The organism is Streptomyces sp. NPDC008139, from assembly GCF_042957025.1.
In the GTDB taxonomy this organism is placed as follows: domain Bacteria; phylum Actinomycetota; class Actinomycetes; order Streptomycetales; family Streptomycetaceae; genus Actinacidiphila.
Genome location: NZ_JBIBHM010000004.1, coordinates 501,611 through 516,074 on the forward strand (window position 1 = coordinate 501,611; position 14,464 = coordinate 516,074).

11 protein-coding genes and 1 riboswitch are annotated in these 14,464 nt (G+C 71.9%); of the genes, 4 read left to right on the top strand and 7 right to left on the bottom strand.

Annotated features, from left to right (window positions below; genetic code table 11):
- Positions 1–97 precede the first annotated feature (97 nt).
- The 4 genes from ACFZBB_RS11115 to ACFZBB_RS11130 all read right to left on the bottom strand — a co-directional run bounded on the left by ACFZBB_RS11115 (position 98) and on the right by ACFZBB_RS11130 (position 5,086).
- A complete protein-coding gene (locus tag ACFZBB_RS11115) occupies positions 98–799 on the bottom strand; it encodes an FCD domain-containing protein (protein WP_391120045.1) in 702 nt (233 codons plus the stop codon).
- Positions 800–1,012: 213 nt separating this feature from the next.
- Entirely contained in the window at positions 1,013–1,876 is an 864-nt protein-coding gene (locus tag ACFZBB_RS11120) for a peptidoglycan DD-metalloendopeptidase family protein (RefSeq protein ID WP_391120047.1), read from the bottom strand.
- 15 nt (positions 1,877–1,891) lie between these two features.
- A riboswitch (cyclic di-AMP (ydaO/yuaA leader) is annotated at positions 1,892–2,059 on the bottom strand.
- 280 nt (positions 2,060–2,339) lie between these two features.
- A complete protein-coding gene (locus ACFZBB_RS11125) occupies positions 2,340–3,725 on the bottom strand; it encodes an insulinase family protein (RefSeq protein ID WP_391120049.1) in 1,386 nt (461 codons plus the stop codon).
- Positions 3,722–5,086, bottom strand: coding sequence for an insulinase family protein (locus ACFZBB_RS11130; protein ID WP_391120051.1), 1,365 nt, complete (start codon positions 5,084–5,086; stop codon positions 3,722–3,724). Before ACFZBB_RS11130 ends, ACFZBB_RS11125 begins: the two co-directional genes overlap by 4 nt.
- A 327-nt stretch (positions 5,087–5,413) precedes the next feature.
- Here ACFZBB_RS11130 and ACFZBB_RS11135 point away from each other — a divergent pair, with 327 nt between their 5' ends.
- Complete coding sequence (locus ACFZBB_RS11135; protein WP_391120053.1) at positions 5,414–7,858, top strand: DNA topoisomerase (ATP-hydrolyzing); 2,445 nt, start codon at positions 5,414–5,416, stop codon at positions 7,856–7,858.
- Between the two features lie 169 nt (positions 7,859–8,027).
- Positions 8,028–8,966 (top strand): sucrase ferredoxin, encoded by a 939-nt coding sequence (locus ACFZBB_RS11140; RefSeq protein WP_391120055.1) that lies wholly within the window; start codon positions 8,028–8,030, stop codon positions 8,964–8,966.
- Positions 8,967–8,985: 19 nt separating this feature from the next.
- Here ACFZBB_RS11140 and ACFZBB_RS11145 read toward each other — a convergent pair whose 3' ends face one another.
- The 3 genes from ACFZBB_RS11145 to ACFZBB_RS11155 form a co-directional block, all read right to left on the bottom strand.
- Positions 8,986–10,068: an ABC transporter substrate-binding protein gene (locus tag ACFZBB_RS11145; RefSeq protein ID WP_391120057.1), complete on the bottom strand. Its 1,083-nt coding sequence runs from the start codon at positions 10,066–10,068 to the stop codon at positions 8,986–8,988.
- A gap of 71 nt (positions 10,069–10,139) precedes the next feature.
- Positions 10,140–11,045, bottom strand: coding sequence for an ABC transporter permease subunit (locus tag ACFZBB_RS11150; RefSeq protein ID WP_391120059.1), 906 nt, complete (start codon positions 11,043–11,045; stop codon positions 10,140–10,142).
- Positions 11,035–11,850 (bottom strand): ABC transporter ATP-binding protein, encoded by an 816-nt coding sequence (locus ACFZBB_RS11155; protein ID WP_355338370.1) that lies wholly within the window; start codon positions 11,848–11,850, stop codon positions 11,035–11,037. Before ACFZBB_RS11155 ends, ACFZBB_RS11150 begins: the two co-directional genes overlap by 11 nt.
- Positions 11,851–12,102: 252 nt before the next feature.
- Between ACFZBB_RS11155 and ACFZBB_RS11160 the strand changes: the two genes are divergently transcribed.
- A complete protein-coding gene (locus tag ACFZBB_RS11160) occupies positions 12,103–13,770 on the top strand; it encodes an ATP-binding protein (protein WP_391120061.1) in 1,668 nt (555 codons plus the stop codon).
- Positions 13,767–14,459 carry a response regulator gene (locus tag ACFZBB_RS11165; protein WP_355338364.1) on the top strand — a complete coding sequence of 231 codons (693 nt, stop codon included), beginning with the start codon at positions 13,767–13,769 and terminating at the stop codon, positions 14,457–14,459. Before ACFZBB_RS11160 ends, ACFZBB_RS11165 begins: the two co-directional genes overlap by 4 nt.
- Positions 14,460–14,464: the final 5 nt, after the last annotated feature.

The window sequence follows — 14,464 nt, forward strand, 5'->3', positions numbered from 1 at the left end:
ATTCAGCGGGGCCGGACAATCCACCCGGATTGCACCGGCCCCGCTTTATTGCATTTACGGGTGCCGCAATTCTACGCACTTGTATACGGTGCGATTGTTAATGGCGGCGGCGCACCGCGTTTACGGGATGTTTCAGGATCCTCACCGCAGCGCTCCGCTCCACGTGCCCGGCGGCCAGTCTGCGGGCCCGCTCGGCGTCACCGCGCGCCACCGCGTCCACGAGCGCCGCGTGCTCCTCCCACGACTCCACCGCGCGGGTGGGCACGTCGTCGCCGTACACCCAGGCGATCTTGTGGCGCAGTTGCGTGAGCAGCGCGGCCAGCGTGGGACTGCCCGACGCCTGCGCCAGCGTCTCGTGGAACCAGCCGCCGAGCGACGGCAGGTCGGACAACTGGCCCTGGACCGCGCGCTCCTGACCTAGGCGTACGAGCCCGCGCAGCACCTTCAGATGCGCGTCGGTACGGCGCTGGGCGGCGCGCGCGGCGCCCAGCGGCTCCAACAGGCCGCGCAGTTCCAGAAGGTCGGCCGCCTCCTGCTCGGTGGGCTCGGCCACCGACGCGCCGGCGTGCCTGCGGGTGCGGACGAAGCCCTCGGACTCCAAGGTGCGCAGCGCCTCGCGGACCGGCACGCGCGACACCCCGTACCGCTGCGCGAGCAGTTCCTCCGTCAGCCGGCCGCCCGGCGGGAAGAAACCGCTGACAATGTCGTCGCGGATGGCCGTACACACCACCTGGGCGGAGATACGCCGCCCCGTGCCGTCCGTCCCGTTCACATCCGATTCCGCATCGCAGGACCCCATTCTTTCCGCACATTCTGCGGTAACCCTATTCCAGCACACCAGGGATTCCGATCACAGTCCCGAATATGGGACTTCTTTTGGCGCGCGGGACGGGTACGGGACGGACGCGGGACGGACGAAGGCCCCGGCGGGGGGAGCCGGGGCCTTCGTGCTGAGGGGGGTGGTGCGGTGGTTCCAGGGGGGTGGTGGAGGGACCCCCGCCGGGTCCGGGGGTCAGACCGAGACGCCGTGCTTGCGCAGGTAGGCGATGGGGTCGACGTCGGAGCCGTAGTCGGGTCCGGTACGGGCCTCGAAGTGCAGGTGCGGCCCGGTGACGTTGCCGGTCGCGCCGGACAGGGCGATCTGCTGGCCGGGCGTGACGCTCTGGCCGACCGAGACCTGGATCGAGGACAGGTGGCCGTACTGGGTGTACATCCCGTCGGACATCCGGATCACGATGTTGTTGCCGTACGAGCCGCCCCAGCCGGCCTCGACCACGGTGCCGGAGCCGACCGCGTGCACGGTGGTGCCGCTGGCCGCGTGGAAGTCGATGCCGGTGTGGTAGCCGGAGGACCACAGGCCGCTGGAGGAGTGGTAGGCGGTGGAGACGTAGGAGTTGTCGACCGGCAGGACGAAGGAGCCCAGGCGCTTGCGCTCGGCGGCGGCGCGGTCGGCGCGGGCCTTGGCCTCACGGGCGGCCCGGACCTCGGCCGCGGCCTCCGCCCTGGCCTTCGCGGCCGCCGCGTCGGCCTTGGCCTTGGCCGCCTTGGCGCGGGCGGCGGCCTCCGCCTGCTCGCGGTCGGCCTCCGCCTTGGCCTTCGCGGCCTCGGCGGCCTTGTGCTGGGCCTCCGCCTGCGCGGCCAGGGAGTCGGCGAGCGAGCCGGTCACATCGGCGGTACGGGCGAAGACGGTGTTCGCGACGGCGTCGTGCGCGCTCTCGGCGTGGGCCGTGGCAGTCATCGAGGTGGCGCCGAACGCTCCGGTCGCGGTGAGCACCGCGACTCCGGCGAGCGTGCCGCCACCGCGGACGGTGCGTGCGGCGCCGCGACGGGGACGGCGGTGCTTCCCGCTGGGCGCGGGCAGAACGGTGAACGCCATGAAGAGGCGTCGCTCCTTTCCTTCCTTCTCGCCTACCGGGTTAGCTGACGGGTTCGGAGCAGGAAGGTCTCCTACGGGTCCGCCCGCCGCTCGGCGGTCGGTCCCGATTCACCCCAGGGACTGCTCCCTCGTGAGAGGGCTGGGTCCCCGGCTCCCCTGACGGGGACTCGGCGATGTGTGCCCGCGTGCCGCCGGACGCGGCTGCTGCTGACGGGCAACGAGCGAAGACGCTAACCGCGGTTTCGCCCATGCGCCAAACAGATCAGCTGATTTGTTGCGTACGCCACACTTCGCTGACACTCCCCCGCAAGCCCTCCCCAACTCCCGCGCGGCGCTCCAAAACGCCCGGAACCCCGGCGCCGCAGGGGGCTGCCGGGGTTCCGGGGACGGGTGGCGCGAGCGGTGCCGACCGCTCGCGCCGGGTGGTGCGTGACCCGCGTGACGCGGATACGACCGTCCGGTACTACGTGATGATGTTCACCGGTCCGATGCCCAACTCGCCCACCGGCCCGGCGATGACGGACGCGTCCCCGACCAGAACGACCACGAGCCGGTCGAGCGGGAAGGCGTTGACGACCGCGGCGGTCGCCTCCACCGTGCCCGTGGCCGCCAGCCGCGCGTAGAGCTTGGCCTGGTAGTCGTCCGCGAGCTGCTGCTCGACCTGGTCGGTCAGCGTGGCCGCGACGGCCGCCGACGTCTCGTAGCGCAGCGGCGCCACACCGACCAGATTCTGTACGGCGACGTCCCGCTCCTCGTCGGTCAGGCCGCCCTCGCCGAGCGTCCTGATGACCTGCCAGGTGTCGGCGAGCGCGGGCCCGGTGACCTCGGTGGCCACCGAGCCGCTGATGCCCAGCAGCGCGGCGCCCGTGCCGTCGGCGGAGCCGAGCAGCACCTGTCCGAAGGCGCGTACGCCGTAGGTGTAGCCCTTCTCCTCGCGCAGCACGCGGTCCAGGCGGGAGGTCAGGGTGCCGCCCAGGCAGTAGGTGCCGATCACACGGGCCGCCCACACCGGGTCGTGCCGGTCGGCGCCGGTACGGCCGATGAGGAGCTGGGTCTGCACCGCGCCCGGCCGGTCCACGATGACCACGCGCGCGGTGTCGTCCGAGGTGATCGCCGGGCGCGGGCGGGGCTTGGCGGCCGAGCCGCTCCAGCCGCCGAGGGTGTCGTCGAGCAGCCGCGGCAGGTCGATGCCGGTGAGGTCGCCGACCACCACGGCGGTCGCGGTGGACGGGCGGACATGGGCCCGGTAAAAGGCGCGTACGGCCGCCGCGTCGATCCTGCGGACGGTCTCCTCGGTGCCCTGGCGCGGCCGGGAGCAGCGCAGCTCCGGTGCGAACAGCTCCTTGGACAGCGCCATCGCGGCCCTGCGGGCGGGATTGGCCAGCTCGTGCGGGATCTCGTCGAGCCGGTTGGCGACCAGCCGCTTGATCTCGTCCTCGGGAAAGGCCGGGGTCAGCAGCGCCTCCGCGAGCAGGGCGAGCGCCTTGTCGAGTCGGGAGGCGGGCACTTCGAGGGAGACCCGCACACCGGGGTGGTCGGCGTGCGCGTCCAGCGTGGCGCCGCAGCGCTCCAGTTCGGCCGCGAACTCCTCGGCGGTGTGCTGCTCGGTGCCCTCCGACAGCGCCCTGGCCATGATGGTGCCGACGCCGTCCAGGCCCTCGGGCTCGGCGTCCAGCGGCGCGTCGAGCAGCACCTCGACGGCGACGACCTGCTGTCCCGGGCGGTGGCTGGTCAGCACCGTCAGACCGTTGCCCAGGGTGCCGCGGTCGGGGGCGGGGAACGCCCACGGCCGGGGCTCCCCGGCCTGCGGCTGCGGGTGGAACGTCATGACGGCCGCGGTCTCGCTCACAGTTCGCCCTCCTGCTCGGTGGCTTCGTCGGTCGCTTCGTCGGTGGCGTCGTCCGCCGCGTCGCCGCCGGTGGGCTCGTAGACGAGGACCGCGCGGTTGTCGGGGCGCAGCCGCGCGGCGGCCACGGCCCGCACCTGCTCGGGGGTGACGGCCAGCACCCGCTGGACGGCGGTGAGGGCGAGCTGCGGGTCGCCGAACAGCACCGCGTAACGGCACAGTTCATCGGCCCGGCCGCCCACGGTGGCGAGCCGGTCGAGCCACTCGCGCTCGATCTGCGCCTGGGCGCGCTCCATCTCCTCGGGGCTGGGGCCCTCCTGGGCGAAGCGGGCCAGTTCCTCGTCCACCGCGGCCTCGATGGTGCTCAGTTCGACCCCGCTGGACGCCTTGATGTCCAGCCAGCCGAGCGACGGCGCGCCCGCGAGGCGCAGCAGGCCGAAGCCCGCGGCGACGGCGCTGCGGTCGCGCCGTACCAGCCGGTTGTGCAGCCGGGACGACTCGCCGCCGCCGAGCATGGTCAGCGCCAGGTCGGCCGCGTCGCCGTCGGTGGTGCCGTCCTCCGGCAGCCGGTAGGCCGCCATCAGCGCGCGCGAGGGCACGTCCTCCTCGATCACCTCGCGGAGCTGGCCGCCCATCACCTCGGGCAGCGAGCCGTCGCGCGGTGCGGGCTTGCCGTCGTGGGCCGGGATACTGCCGAAGTACTTCTCGACCCACGCCAGCGTCTGCTCGGGGTCGATGTCGCCGACCACGGCCAGCACCGCGTTGCCGGGCGCGTAGTACGTACGGAAGAACGCCTGCGCGTCCTCCAGCGACGCCGCGTCCAGGTCGGCCATCGAGCCGATCGGCGTGTGGTGGTACGGGTGCCCCTCGGGGTAGGCCAGCGCGGTCAGCCGCTCGAAGGCCGTGCCGTAGGGGACGTTGTCGTACCGCTGGCGGCGCTCGTTCTTCACCACGTCGCGCTGGTTGTCCAGGCTCTCCAGGTCGAGCGCGGTGAGCAGGCTGCCCATCCGGTCGGCCTCCAGCCACAGGGCCAGTTCGACCTGGTGGGCGGGCATGGTCTCGAAGTAGTTGGTGCGCTCGAAGCTGGTGGTGCCGTTCAGCGAGCCGCCCGCGCCCTGCACCAGTTCGAAGTGCCCGTTGCCCTTGACGCTGGCGGAGCCCTGGAACATCAGGTGCTCGAAGAGGTGGGCGAGGCCGGTACGTCCCTTGACCTCGTGGCGGGAACCGACGTCGTACCAGAGGCAGACGGCCGCGACCGGAGTGAGGTGGTCCTCGGAGAGCACCACCCGCAGGCCGTTCGCCAGGCGGTGCTCGGTGGCTGTCAGGCCGCTGGAGTGTGCCTCCGGCGTGGCCGTGTGACCCATGGGCAAGCTGTCCTTCCGGTCGCTGCTGCGTGACTGCGTAGAGTGCTGCCACTCTAGGCAAGGGAGCCGACCGTCCGCGAAGTTCCCGGTCACGCCGTGGGTGAACTTGCCCGCCGCGTCGTGGGTGAACGTGCCGTCCACGGCACGCTCGTACCGGGTGGTGGTCCGCGATGTCGGTAGTGCGGTCCACAATGGTCGGCGTCCCACCCGAGCCTTGTGCCCGTCCGACCGCTCGACTGATCGCCCGTCCGATCGTCCGACCGGCCACCGCCCGACCGCCCGACCGATCGCCTGTCCGCCCGTCCAGATGAAGGAGCAGCCGCCGAGATGGCCCGCCGCACCGCGAAGACCCCGCCGCCCGACGATTTCGAGGAGCGCATCCTCGACATCGACGTCGTGGACGAGATGCAGGCCTCCTACCTCGAGTACGCCTACTCGGTGATCTACTCCCGGGCGCTTCCCGACGCCCGTGACGGGATGAAGCCGGTACACCGCCGCATCGTCTACCAGATGAACGAGATGGGGCTGCGGCCCGACCGCGGCTTCGTCAAGTGTGCCCGCGTGGTCGGCGAGGTGATGGGCAAGCTTCACCCGCACGGGGACGCGTCGATCTACGACGCCATGGTGCGGATGGCCCAGCCGTTCTCGCAGCGGCTCCCGCTGGTCGACGGACACGGCAACTTCGGCTCGCTGGACGACCTGCCCGCGGCGATGCGTTACACCGAGGCCCGGATGTCCGGCCCGGCCCAGCTCATGGTGGAGTCGATCGACGAGGACACCGTCGACTTCGCCCCCAACTACGACGGCCAGGAGCAGGAGCCCGCGGTCCTGCCGTCCGCGTACCCCAACCTGCTGGTCAACGGCGCCTCCGGGATCGCCGTCGGCATGGCCACCAACATGCCGCCGCACAATCTGGGCGAGGTCATCGCCGCCGCGCGCCACCTCATCAAGCACCCGAACGCCGACCTCGACACACTGATGCGCTTCGTGCCGGGCCCCGACCTGCCGACCGGCGGCCGGATCATCGGACTGACCGGCATCCGGGACGCGTACGAGTCGGGCCGGGGCACCTTCAAGATCCGCGCGACGGTCGCGGTGGACGACGTGACGCCGCGCCGCAAGGGCCTGGTCGTCACCGAACTGCCCTTCACGGTCGGCCCGGAGAAGGTGATCGCGAAGATCAAGGACATGGTCAACGCGAAGAAGCTCCAGGGCATCGCGGACGTCAAGGACCTCACCGACCGCGAGCACGGCCTGCGGCTGGTCATCGAGATCAAGAACGGCTTCAACCCCGAGGCCGTCCTGGAGCAGCTCTACAAGCTGACGCCGATGGAGGACTCCTTCGGCATCAACAACGTGTGCCTGGTGGACGGGCAGCCGCTCACCCTGGGCCTGCGCGAACTGCTCCAGGTGTACGTCGACCACCGCTTCGAGGTCGTCCGCCGCCGCAGCGAATTCCGCCGCACCAAGCGCCGCGACCGGCTGCACCTGGTGGACGGTCTGCTGGTGGCCCTCATCGACATCGACGAGGTCATCGCGATCATCCGGGCCAGCGACAACTCGTCGGCGGCCAAGGAAAGCCTGATGGAGCGCTTCGGGCTCTCCGAGATCCAGACGCAGTACATCCTGGACACCCCGCTGCGCCGCCTCACCCGCTTCGACCGGATCGAGCTGGAGTCCGAGCGCGACCGGCTGAACGCGGAGATCGCGGAGCTGACCCGGATCCTCGACTCGGACGCGGAGCTGCGCAAGCTGGTCTCGGCCGAACTGGCCGCGGTCGCCAAGCAGTACGGCACCGAGCGCCGTACGGTCCTGCTGGAGTCGGCGGGCGCGCCGCTGTCCTCGGTGCCGCTCGAAGTGGCCGACGACCCGTGCCGTGTGCTGCTCTCCTCGACCGGGCTGCTGGCCCGTACGACCAACGGCGAGGACTTCAGCGACGGCGGTGCCAAGCGCGCCAAGCACGATGTGATCGTCTCGGCGGTGCCGACCACGGCGCGCGCCGACATCGGCGCGGTGACGTCCACCGGGCGGCTGCTGCGGCTGACCGTGATCGACCTGCCGATGCTGCCGGACACGGCGGGCGCGCCGTCGCTGGCGGGCGGCGCCGCGCTGTCGGAGTTCCTCACCCTGGAGGACGGCGAGCGGGTGCTGTGCCTGACCACGCTCGACGAGTCCTCGCCCGGCCTCGCGCTCGGCACCGAACAGGGCGTCGTCAAGCGCGTCGTTCCCGACTACCCGTCGAACAAGGACGACTTGGAGGTCATCGGCCTCAAGGACGGTGACCGGGTGGTCGGCGCGATGGAGCTGCGCACCGGCGAGGAGGACCTGGTCTTCATCACCGACGACGCGCAACTGCTGCGGTATCCGGCCGCGCAGGTACGCCCGCAGGGGCGGCCCGCGGGCGGCATGGCGGGCGTCAAGCTCGCCGACGGCGCCAAGGTGATCTCCTTCACCGCCGTCGATCCCGCCGTGGACGCGGTGGTGTTCACCGTCGCGCGCGCCGAGGGCACGCTGGACGACACGACCGAGGGCACCGCGAAGCTGACACCGTTCGAGCAGTATCCGCGCAAGGGGCGCGCCACCGGCGGTGTGCGCTGCCAGCGGTTCCTGCGCGGCGAGGTCGGTCTCGCGCTGGCCTGGGCGGGTCCCGCGCCCGCCCGCGCCGCCACGCCCACCGGCACGCCCGCCGAGCTGCCGCCGAAGGACCCGCGCCGCGACGGCTCGGGTGTGCCGCTGGTCAAGCCGGTCGCGGTGGTGGCGGGACCGGTGTAGCGCCGAGCCGTACGCGGGCCGGTCGTACGGGCGCGCGCGGCTTGTCGTACAGGGTGTCGCGCGGCCGGTCGTACAGGCCGTCGTACAGGTCGCTGGATACGGGCGCGGGAATCGGGGGCCGCCGCGCCCCGGGAATCGGGGGCCGCCGGGAGGCAATAGGCTCAGCCGGGTGAGCACCTGCACCAGCGCCTCGGCGTCCCTCGCCGAACCGGTGGCCGCCACCGCGGCCACCGCACGGACGTGGCTGCTGATCGAGCAGCCGGGCCCGTGGGGGGCCAAGGCGCTGGGGGCGAGCCGGCTGGACCCGGCGACCGGCCGCGAACTGGAGCGGCTCGCCGACGGCGCGGGCACCCGCGTCGCCCTGATCCGCCGCCCCGGCAGACACGCCGACCTGCACCTTCCGCGTCGGCACCGGGTCTACCTCGCGCACACCGCGCCGGGCGCCTCCTGGGTCCGTACCGCCGAGGTCACCGACCCGGCGGAGCTGACCGCGCTGGACTTCACCGCGCTGGGCGCGGGGGCGCACAACGGATTCGGCGACGCGTACGACGGCGCGCCCCTCGCCCTGGTGTGCACCAACGGCAAGCGGGACCGCTGCTGCGCGGTGCGCGGCCGGCCGCTCGCCGCGGAGCTGACCGCCTCGGGCGGCAGCGAGGTCTGGGAGGTCACCCACCTCGGCGGACACCGTTTCGCGCCGACCATGCTCGTCCTGCCCTACGGCTACACGTACGGCCGGGTGGACGCGCACCACGCGAAGGACGTACTGGAGGCGGCGCGCTCCGGGCGGATGGTGCTGGACGGCTGCCGGGGCCGGTCGGCGTGGGACCGTCCCGGACAGGCGGCGGATCTGGCCGTACGGGAGCTGACCGGTGAGGACCGTACGGCGGCCGTGGTCGTGGAGGCCGTGGAGCGTACGGACCCGGCGCCTTCGGGCGACGGCACCTGGGCGGTGCGGGTGGCGCACGTCGACGGGCGGGTCTGGGAGGTGACGGTGGCGCAGGTCGCGTCGCTGCCGCCGCGCCCGGAGAGCTGCGGCGCGGCCCTCGGCGCACCCGCCCGGATGGAGGTCACGGGGATCGAGCGGGTGGCCGGGGGCCGCGGGCTGTAGGGCGCTGCGTGAGCAGGCGTTACTTGACGTTCTTGACGAACTCCGTGGTGTAGGTCTTCTCCAGGTCGACCTTCTTGCCCTTGAGGTTCGGGTTGAAGGACTTCAGGACCGCCTCCACGGTGGCCGGGCCGTCGGGGGGCATCACGCCGTCGGTGGTGAACATCGGAAGCGTGGCCTTGATGGAGTCGGCGTACAGCTTGGCGCCGCCCTGCGCGTAGTCGGAGGGCATCTTCGCGGCGATCTCCTCGGGGGTGTGCGTGGACATCCACTTGAGGGTCTTCACGAAGGCGTTGGCCAGCTTCTGCACGGTCTCCTTGTGGCCGTTCACCCAGTCGGTGTTCATGTAGAGGCTGGAGGACGGGTAGAGGCCGCCGAGCGCCTCCCGCGAGCCCTCGGGCGTGCGCATGTCGTACAGCACCTTGCCGATGCCCTTGTCGAGGATCTGCGCGACCGTCGGGTCGGTGGTCATACCGGCCTGGATGGAGCCCTGTTGGAGGGCGGCGATGAAGGTCTGGCCCGCGCCGACGGTGACGGGCGTGAAGTCGCTGACCTTGAGGCCGTTGTGCACCGCGAGGTACTTGGTGAGGAAGTCGGTGGACGAGCCGAGGCCGGTCACGCCGAGCTTCTTGCCCTTGAAGTCCTTGGCCGAGGTGATGTCGCCCGCGGCCTTGGTGGAGACCACCTCGACCTCGCCCGGCGCCTGTGCGAACTGCACGACCGACTCGATCATCTTGTTCTTGGTCTGGAGGTCGAGGGTGTGGTCGTAGAAGCCGACGGCGCCCTGCACGTCGCCGGAGACCAGCGCCGTGGTGGCCTGCACACCGGCCGGTTCGCTCAGCAGCGTCACGTCGAGGCCCTCGGCCTGGAAGAAGCCGAGTCTCTGGGTGAGCATGGCGGGCATGTAGATGACCTTGTCCAGGCCGCCGACCATGATCTTGACCTTCTCGGCGTTCTTGGCCGCCGTGGCCGTGGAGCCCGCGTCCCCGGTGGAATCCGAGCCGGAGCCGGAACCGGACGCGGCGTCGTTGGCACAGGCGGTGAGTGTGGTGAGGGCGAGGGCTCCGGCGAGGGCGAATGCCGGGAGCTTGGCGTACTGGCGCATGGTCACGTCCTTGTGAGAGCGGAGGGTGGGCGCGCGCGGGGGCGCGGGATTTCGGGGAGGGCGACCGCGGCTCAGCGTTCGGCGCCGGGCTGGGCGGGCTTCCAGCGGAAGAGCCGCTTCTCCAGGTAGGTCAGCAGGCCTTCGGCGATGAGGGCGACGACGGCGAGAATCACCATGGCCGCGTAGACCCCGGCGGCGTTGAAGGTGCCCTGCGAGGCGGAGACCAGCAGGCCGATGCCCTTGGTCGCGCCGATGTACTCGCCGACGATCGCGCCGATCAGCGCGAAGCCGAAGCTGACGTGGAGGCTGGTGAAGATCCACGACGTGGCGGCCGGGATCACCACCTGGAGGGTGACGCGGCGGTTGCTCGCGCCGAGGACGCGGGCGTTGGCGACCAGATTGCGGTCGACCTCGCGGGCGCCCTGGAAGGCGTTGAAGAACACCGGGAAGAAGACCAGGACGACGGCGGAGGCCACCTTGGAGGCCGGGCCGAGGCCGAACCAGATGAGGAAGATCGGCGCCAGCACGATGCGCGGCATCGCGTTGAGCACCTTCACGTACGGGCCGAAGACGTCCGAGAGGAAGGGGATCCGGCCGAGCGCGATGCCCAGCACCACACCGCCGGCGACGCCGATGACCCAGCCGTACAGCGCCTCGTAGAGCGTGTACCAGATCTGCTCGCCCAGGGGGCCCTGCGGTGTGCCGTGCATCGTCCACTGGCGGATCTGGTCCCAGATCTTGGACGGCATGGAGAAGTTGAACGGGTCGATGACCCCGGTGCGGGCCGACCACTCCCACAGGCCGAGCACGAGGACGAGGACGGCGAGGCGGCTGGAGTACACCAGGAGGGTGCGGTTGCGGACGGCGCGGGCGCGGGCCTTGGTGCGCTGGGTGCCGACGCCGGGCTCGGCCGGGACGGCGTCCTCGGGGGTGGCCCCGGTCCGGGGGGTGGCCGGGGCTGCGGACTCAGGCGGCATGTCCGACGCTCCTCTCGCGGGTGATGCGGACCTCTTCGCCCAGCGACGACCAGATCTCGCGGTAGATCTCCACGAAGCGCGGCTGGAGCCTGACCTCCTCGACCTTGCGGGGCCGCGGCAGGTCGATCGTGAAGACCTCCTTGACGGTGGCGGGCCCCGCGGTCATCACGACGACCTTGTCGGCCAGTGCGATGGACTCCTCCAGGTCGTGGGTGACGAACACCACCGAGGACCCCGTACCGGACCACAGCTCCAGGAGTTCGTCGGACATCAGGGCCCTGGTCTGCACGTCGAGCGCGGAGAACGGCTCGTCCATCAGCAGGATGTCGGGGTCGTTGACGAAGGTCGCGGCGAGCGCGACGCGCTTGCGCTGGCCGCCGGAGAGCTGGTGCGGATAGCGGTCCTCGAAGGCGGTCAGGCCCACGCGGGCCAGCCAGTCGCGGGCCCGCTCCTTGGCCTCGGCCTTGCCGACACCGCGGAAGCGCGGCCCGGCCATGACGTTGGACAGCACGGTCCGCCAGGGGAAGACGGCGTCCTGCTGGAAGACGAAGCCGACGCCGGGGTTGATGCCGTTCACGGCCTCTCCCGAGACCAGCACCTCGCCTTCCGTGGGCTCCTCCAGGCCGCTGACCAGGGTCAGCGTCGTCGATTTGCCGCAGCCGGTCGGTCCGACGACCGCGACGAACTCACCGCGTTCCACGGTCAGGTCCAGGTCTCTCACGGCGGTGTGCAGGGCGCCGGACGGGGTCCTGAACGCCTTGCTCGCCCCCCGCAGCTCGATGGCGGGGCTCGTTTCGCTGCTCATGGCGGTGGAGGCTAGGAGCGACCACCGCGGCGGCGGCAGTCTTGTGGGCGCAAGGAGCCTTCTGCGCGCAAGCCGGTCTTCTGCTCGTTTTGCTCGCCCGCGCACAACGAAAGCGAAACGGAGTCTGCCCATCCGGCTCTGCGGGGTTTACCTTGCGTTGACGACAGGGCTGTCGACGTACGCGTGTGGTGGGGACGCGGGTCGGCCGCCGCGACTGTCGGCGGACCGGTTGGAATGCGGAGGAGCCCCACGATGCGGATCGGATGGCCGCGCCGTGTCTCGGCGCAGGTCCTGTTGGTGCAACTGGCGATCACGGCGGGCGTCACGGCGCTCGCCACCGGGCTCTTCCTGGCGCCGCTCAGCCACCAGCTCGACGAAGAGGCGATGCACAGGGCGCTGGCCATCGCGGAGACCGTGGCCGTCGATCCCGAGGTCGCGCGGGCCGTGGTCTCGTCCCGGCCGACGCCGGACGGCCCGGTGCAGGCGGAGGCGGAACGGGTCAGGATCGCCACGAAGGCCCTCTACATCGTGGTGATGGACACTCACGGCATCCGGTGGTCGCACACCGACCCCGAGCGGATCGGCGAACCCGTCTCGACCGATCCCAGCGTGGCGCTGGCCGGTGACGAGATCATGCAGATCGACCGCGGCACGCTGGGGCGCAGCACCCGCGGCAAGGTGCCGCTGTACGACTCCTCCCACCGGATCGTGGGCGCGGTGTCGGTGGGCATCAGGTACGACGGCATCCTCAACCGGGCGATCGGCCTGGTGCCGGGTCTGCTGATGTACGCGGGCGCGGCGCTGGGCATGGGCGTGCTGGCGGCGGTGTGGGGTTCGCGGCGGTTGCAGCGGGCGACGCACGGGCTGGCCTTCGCCGACATATCGGCGCTGCTCGACGAGCGGGAGGCGATGCTGCACGGCGTCCGAGAGGGCGTCGTCGCACTGGACCGGCAGGGGCGGGTGCGGCTGGTCAACGACGAGGCGCAGCGGCTGCTCGGTCTCGACGGCGCCGGTGACGGCGCGGCCACCGGGCGGCTGCTGGACGAGCTGCTGCCGCCTGGCCGTACGACGGACGTGCTGGCGGGGCGGGTCGAGGGCGCGGATCTGCTGACGGTCAGCGGCGGCCGGGTACTGGTCGCCAACCGGATGCCGACCGGTGACGGCGGGGCCGTGGTGACGCTGCGGGACCGTACGGAACTGGAGCTGCTCGGCCGCGAGCTGGACTCCACCCACGGGCTGCTGGACGCGCTGCGCGCACAGGACCACGAGCACGCCAACCGGCTGCACACCGTGCTGGGGCTCCTGGAACTGGGTCTGCACGAGGAGGCGGTGGGCTATGTCGCGGAGGTCGCCGACACCCATCGGGCGTCGGCCGAGGTGATCGCGGACCGGGTGCACGATCCGCTGGTGTCCGCGCTGCTGGTCGGCAAGGCCGCCATCGCGGCGGAGCGCGGGGTGTCGCTGCGGGTCGCGCAGAGCACGCTGCTGCCCGACCGGGTGGTGGACCCGCGCGATCTGGTGACGGTGCTGGGCAATCTCATCGACAACGCGCTGGACGCCGCCGCCGGGCACCGCGTGTCCCCGGCGATGTCCGCCGCGCCTTTCGTGGAGGTCGAGTTGCGCGCCGAGGACGACACGACCCTGCTGCTGCGGGTGTCGGACACGGGGCCGGGAGTGCCGCCGGAAGCGCGCGAACTGATCTTCACCGAGGGCTGGTCGACGAAGGAACGTCCGCCGCACCGGGGGCGCGGCCTGGGCCTCGCGCTGGTGCGCAGGCTCGCCGAGCGGTACGGGGGTCTGGCGCGGGTGACGGCGCGGGCGGGCGGTGGCGCGGTGTTCACGGTGGTGCTGCCCGAGGCGCTGGCCGAAGGAGTGCTGGCCGGAGGAGTGCTTTCTGCGGCTGGGGAGGCGGCGCGATGATCGACGTACTGGTGGTGGACGACGACTTCCGGGTGGCGGAGATCAACTCGGCCTATGTGGGCAAGGTGCCGGGCTTCCGGGTGGCCGGGCGGGCCCACACCGCGGCGCACGCGCTGTCGGTGCTGGAGCGCACCCGGATCGACCTGGTGCTGCTCGACCACTATCTGCCGGACGAGACGGGTCTGACGCTGGTCCGCCGGATGCGGCAGCACGGGCACCACGCGGACGTGATCATGGTGACGGCGGCGCGTGATGTCGCCACCGTGCAGGCGGCGATGCGGCTCGGCGCGTTGCAGTACCTGGTGAAGCCGTTCAGCTTCGCGGGTCTGCGGGCCAAGCTGGACGGTTACGCGGCGCTGCGCCGCACCCTGGAGGGGGTGGGCGGGCGCGGCGAGGCCGGGCAGGAGCAGGTCGACCGGATCTTCGGCGCCCTGCGTACGGCGGGCGCGTCCTCGGCCGAACTGCCCAAGGGGCACTCCGCGCCGACCGCCGACCTGATCCGCCGCGTCCTGCACGAGGCGGGCCGCCCGCTGTCCGCCCACGAGGTCGCCGAACGCGCCGGGCTCAGCCGCTCCACCGCCCAGCGCTACCTGAAGTACCTGGAGCAGGCGGGGCGGTTGAGCCTCACCCTCAAATACGGCGACACGGGCCGTCCCGAACACCGCTACGCCTGGGCCGCCACCGGCTGAACCGC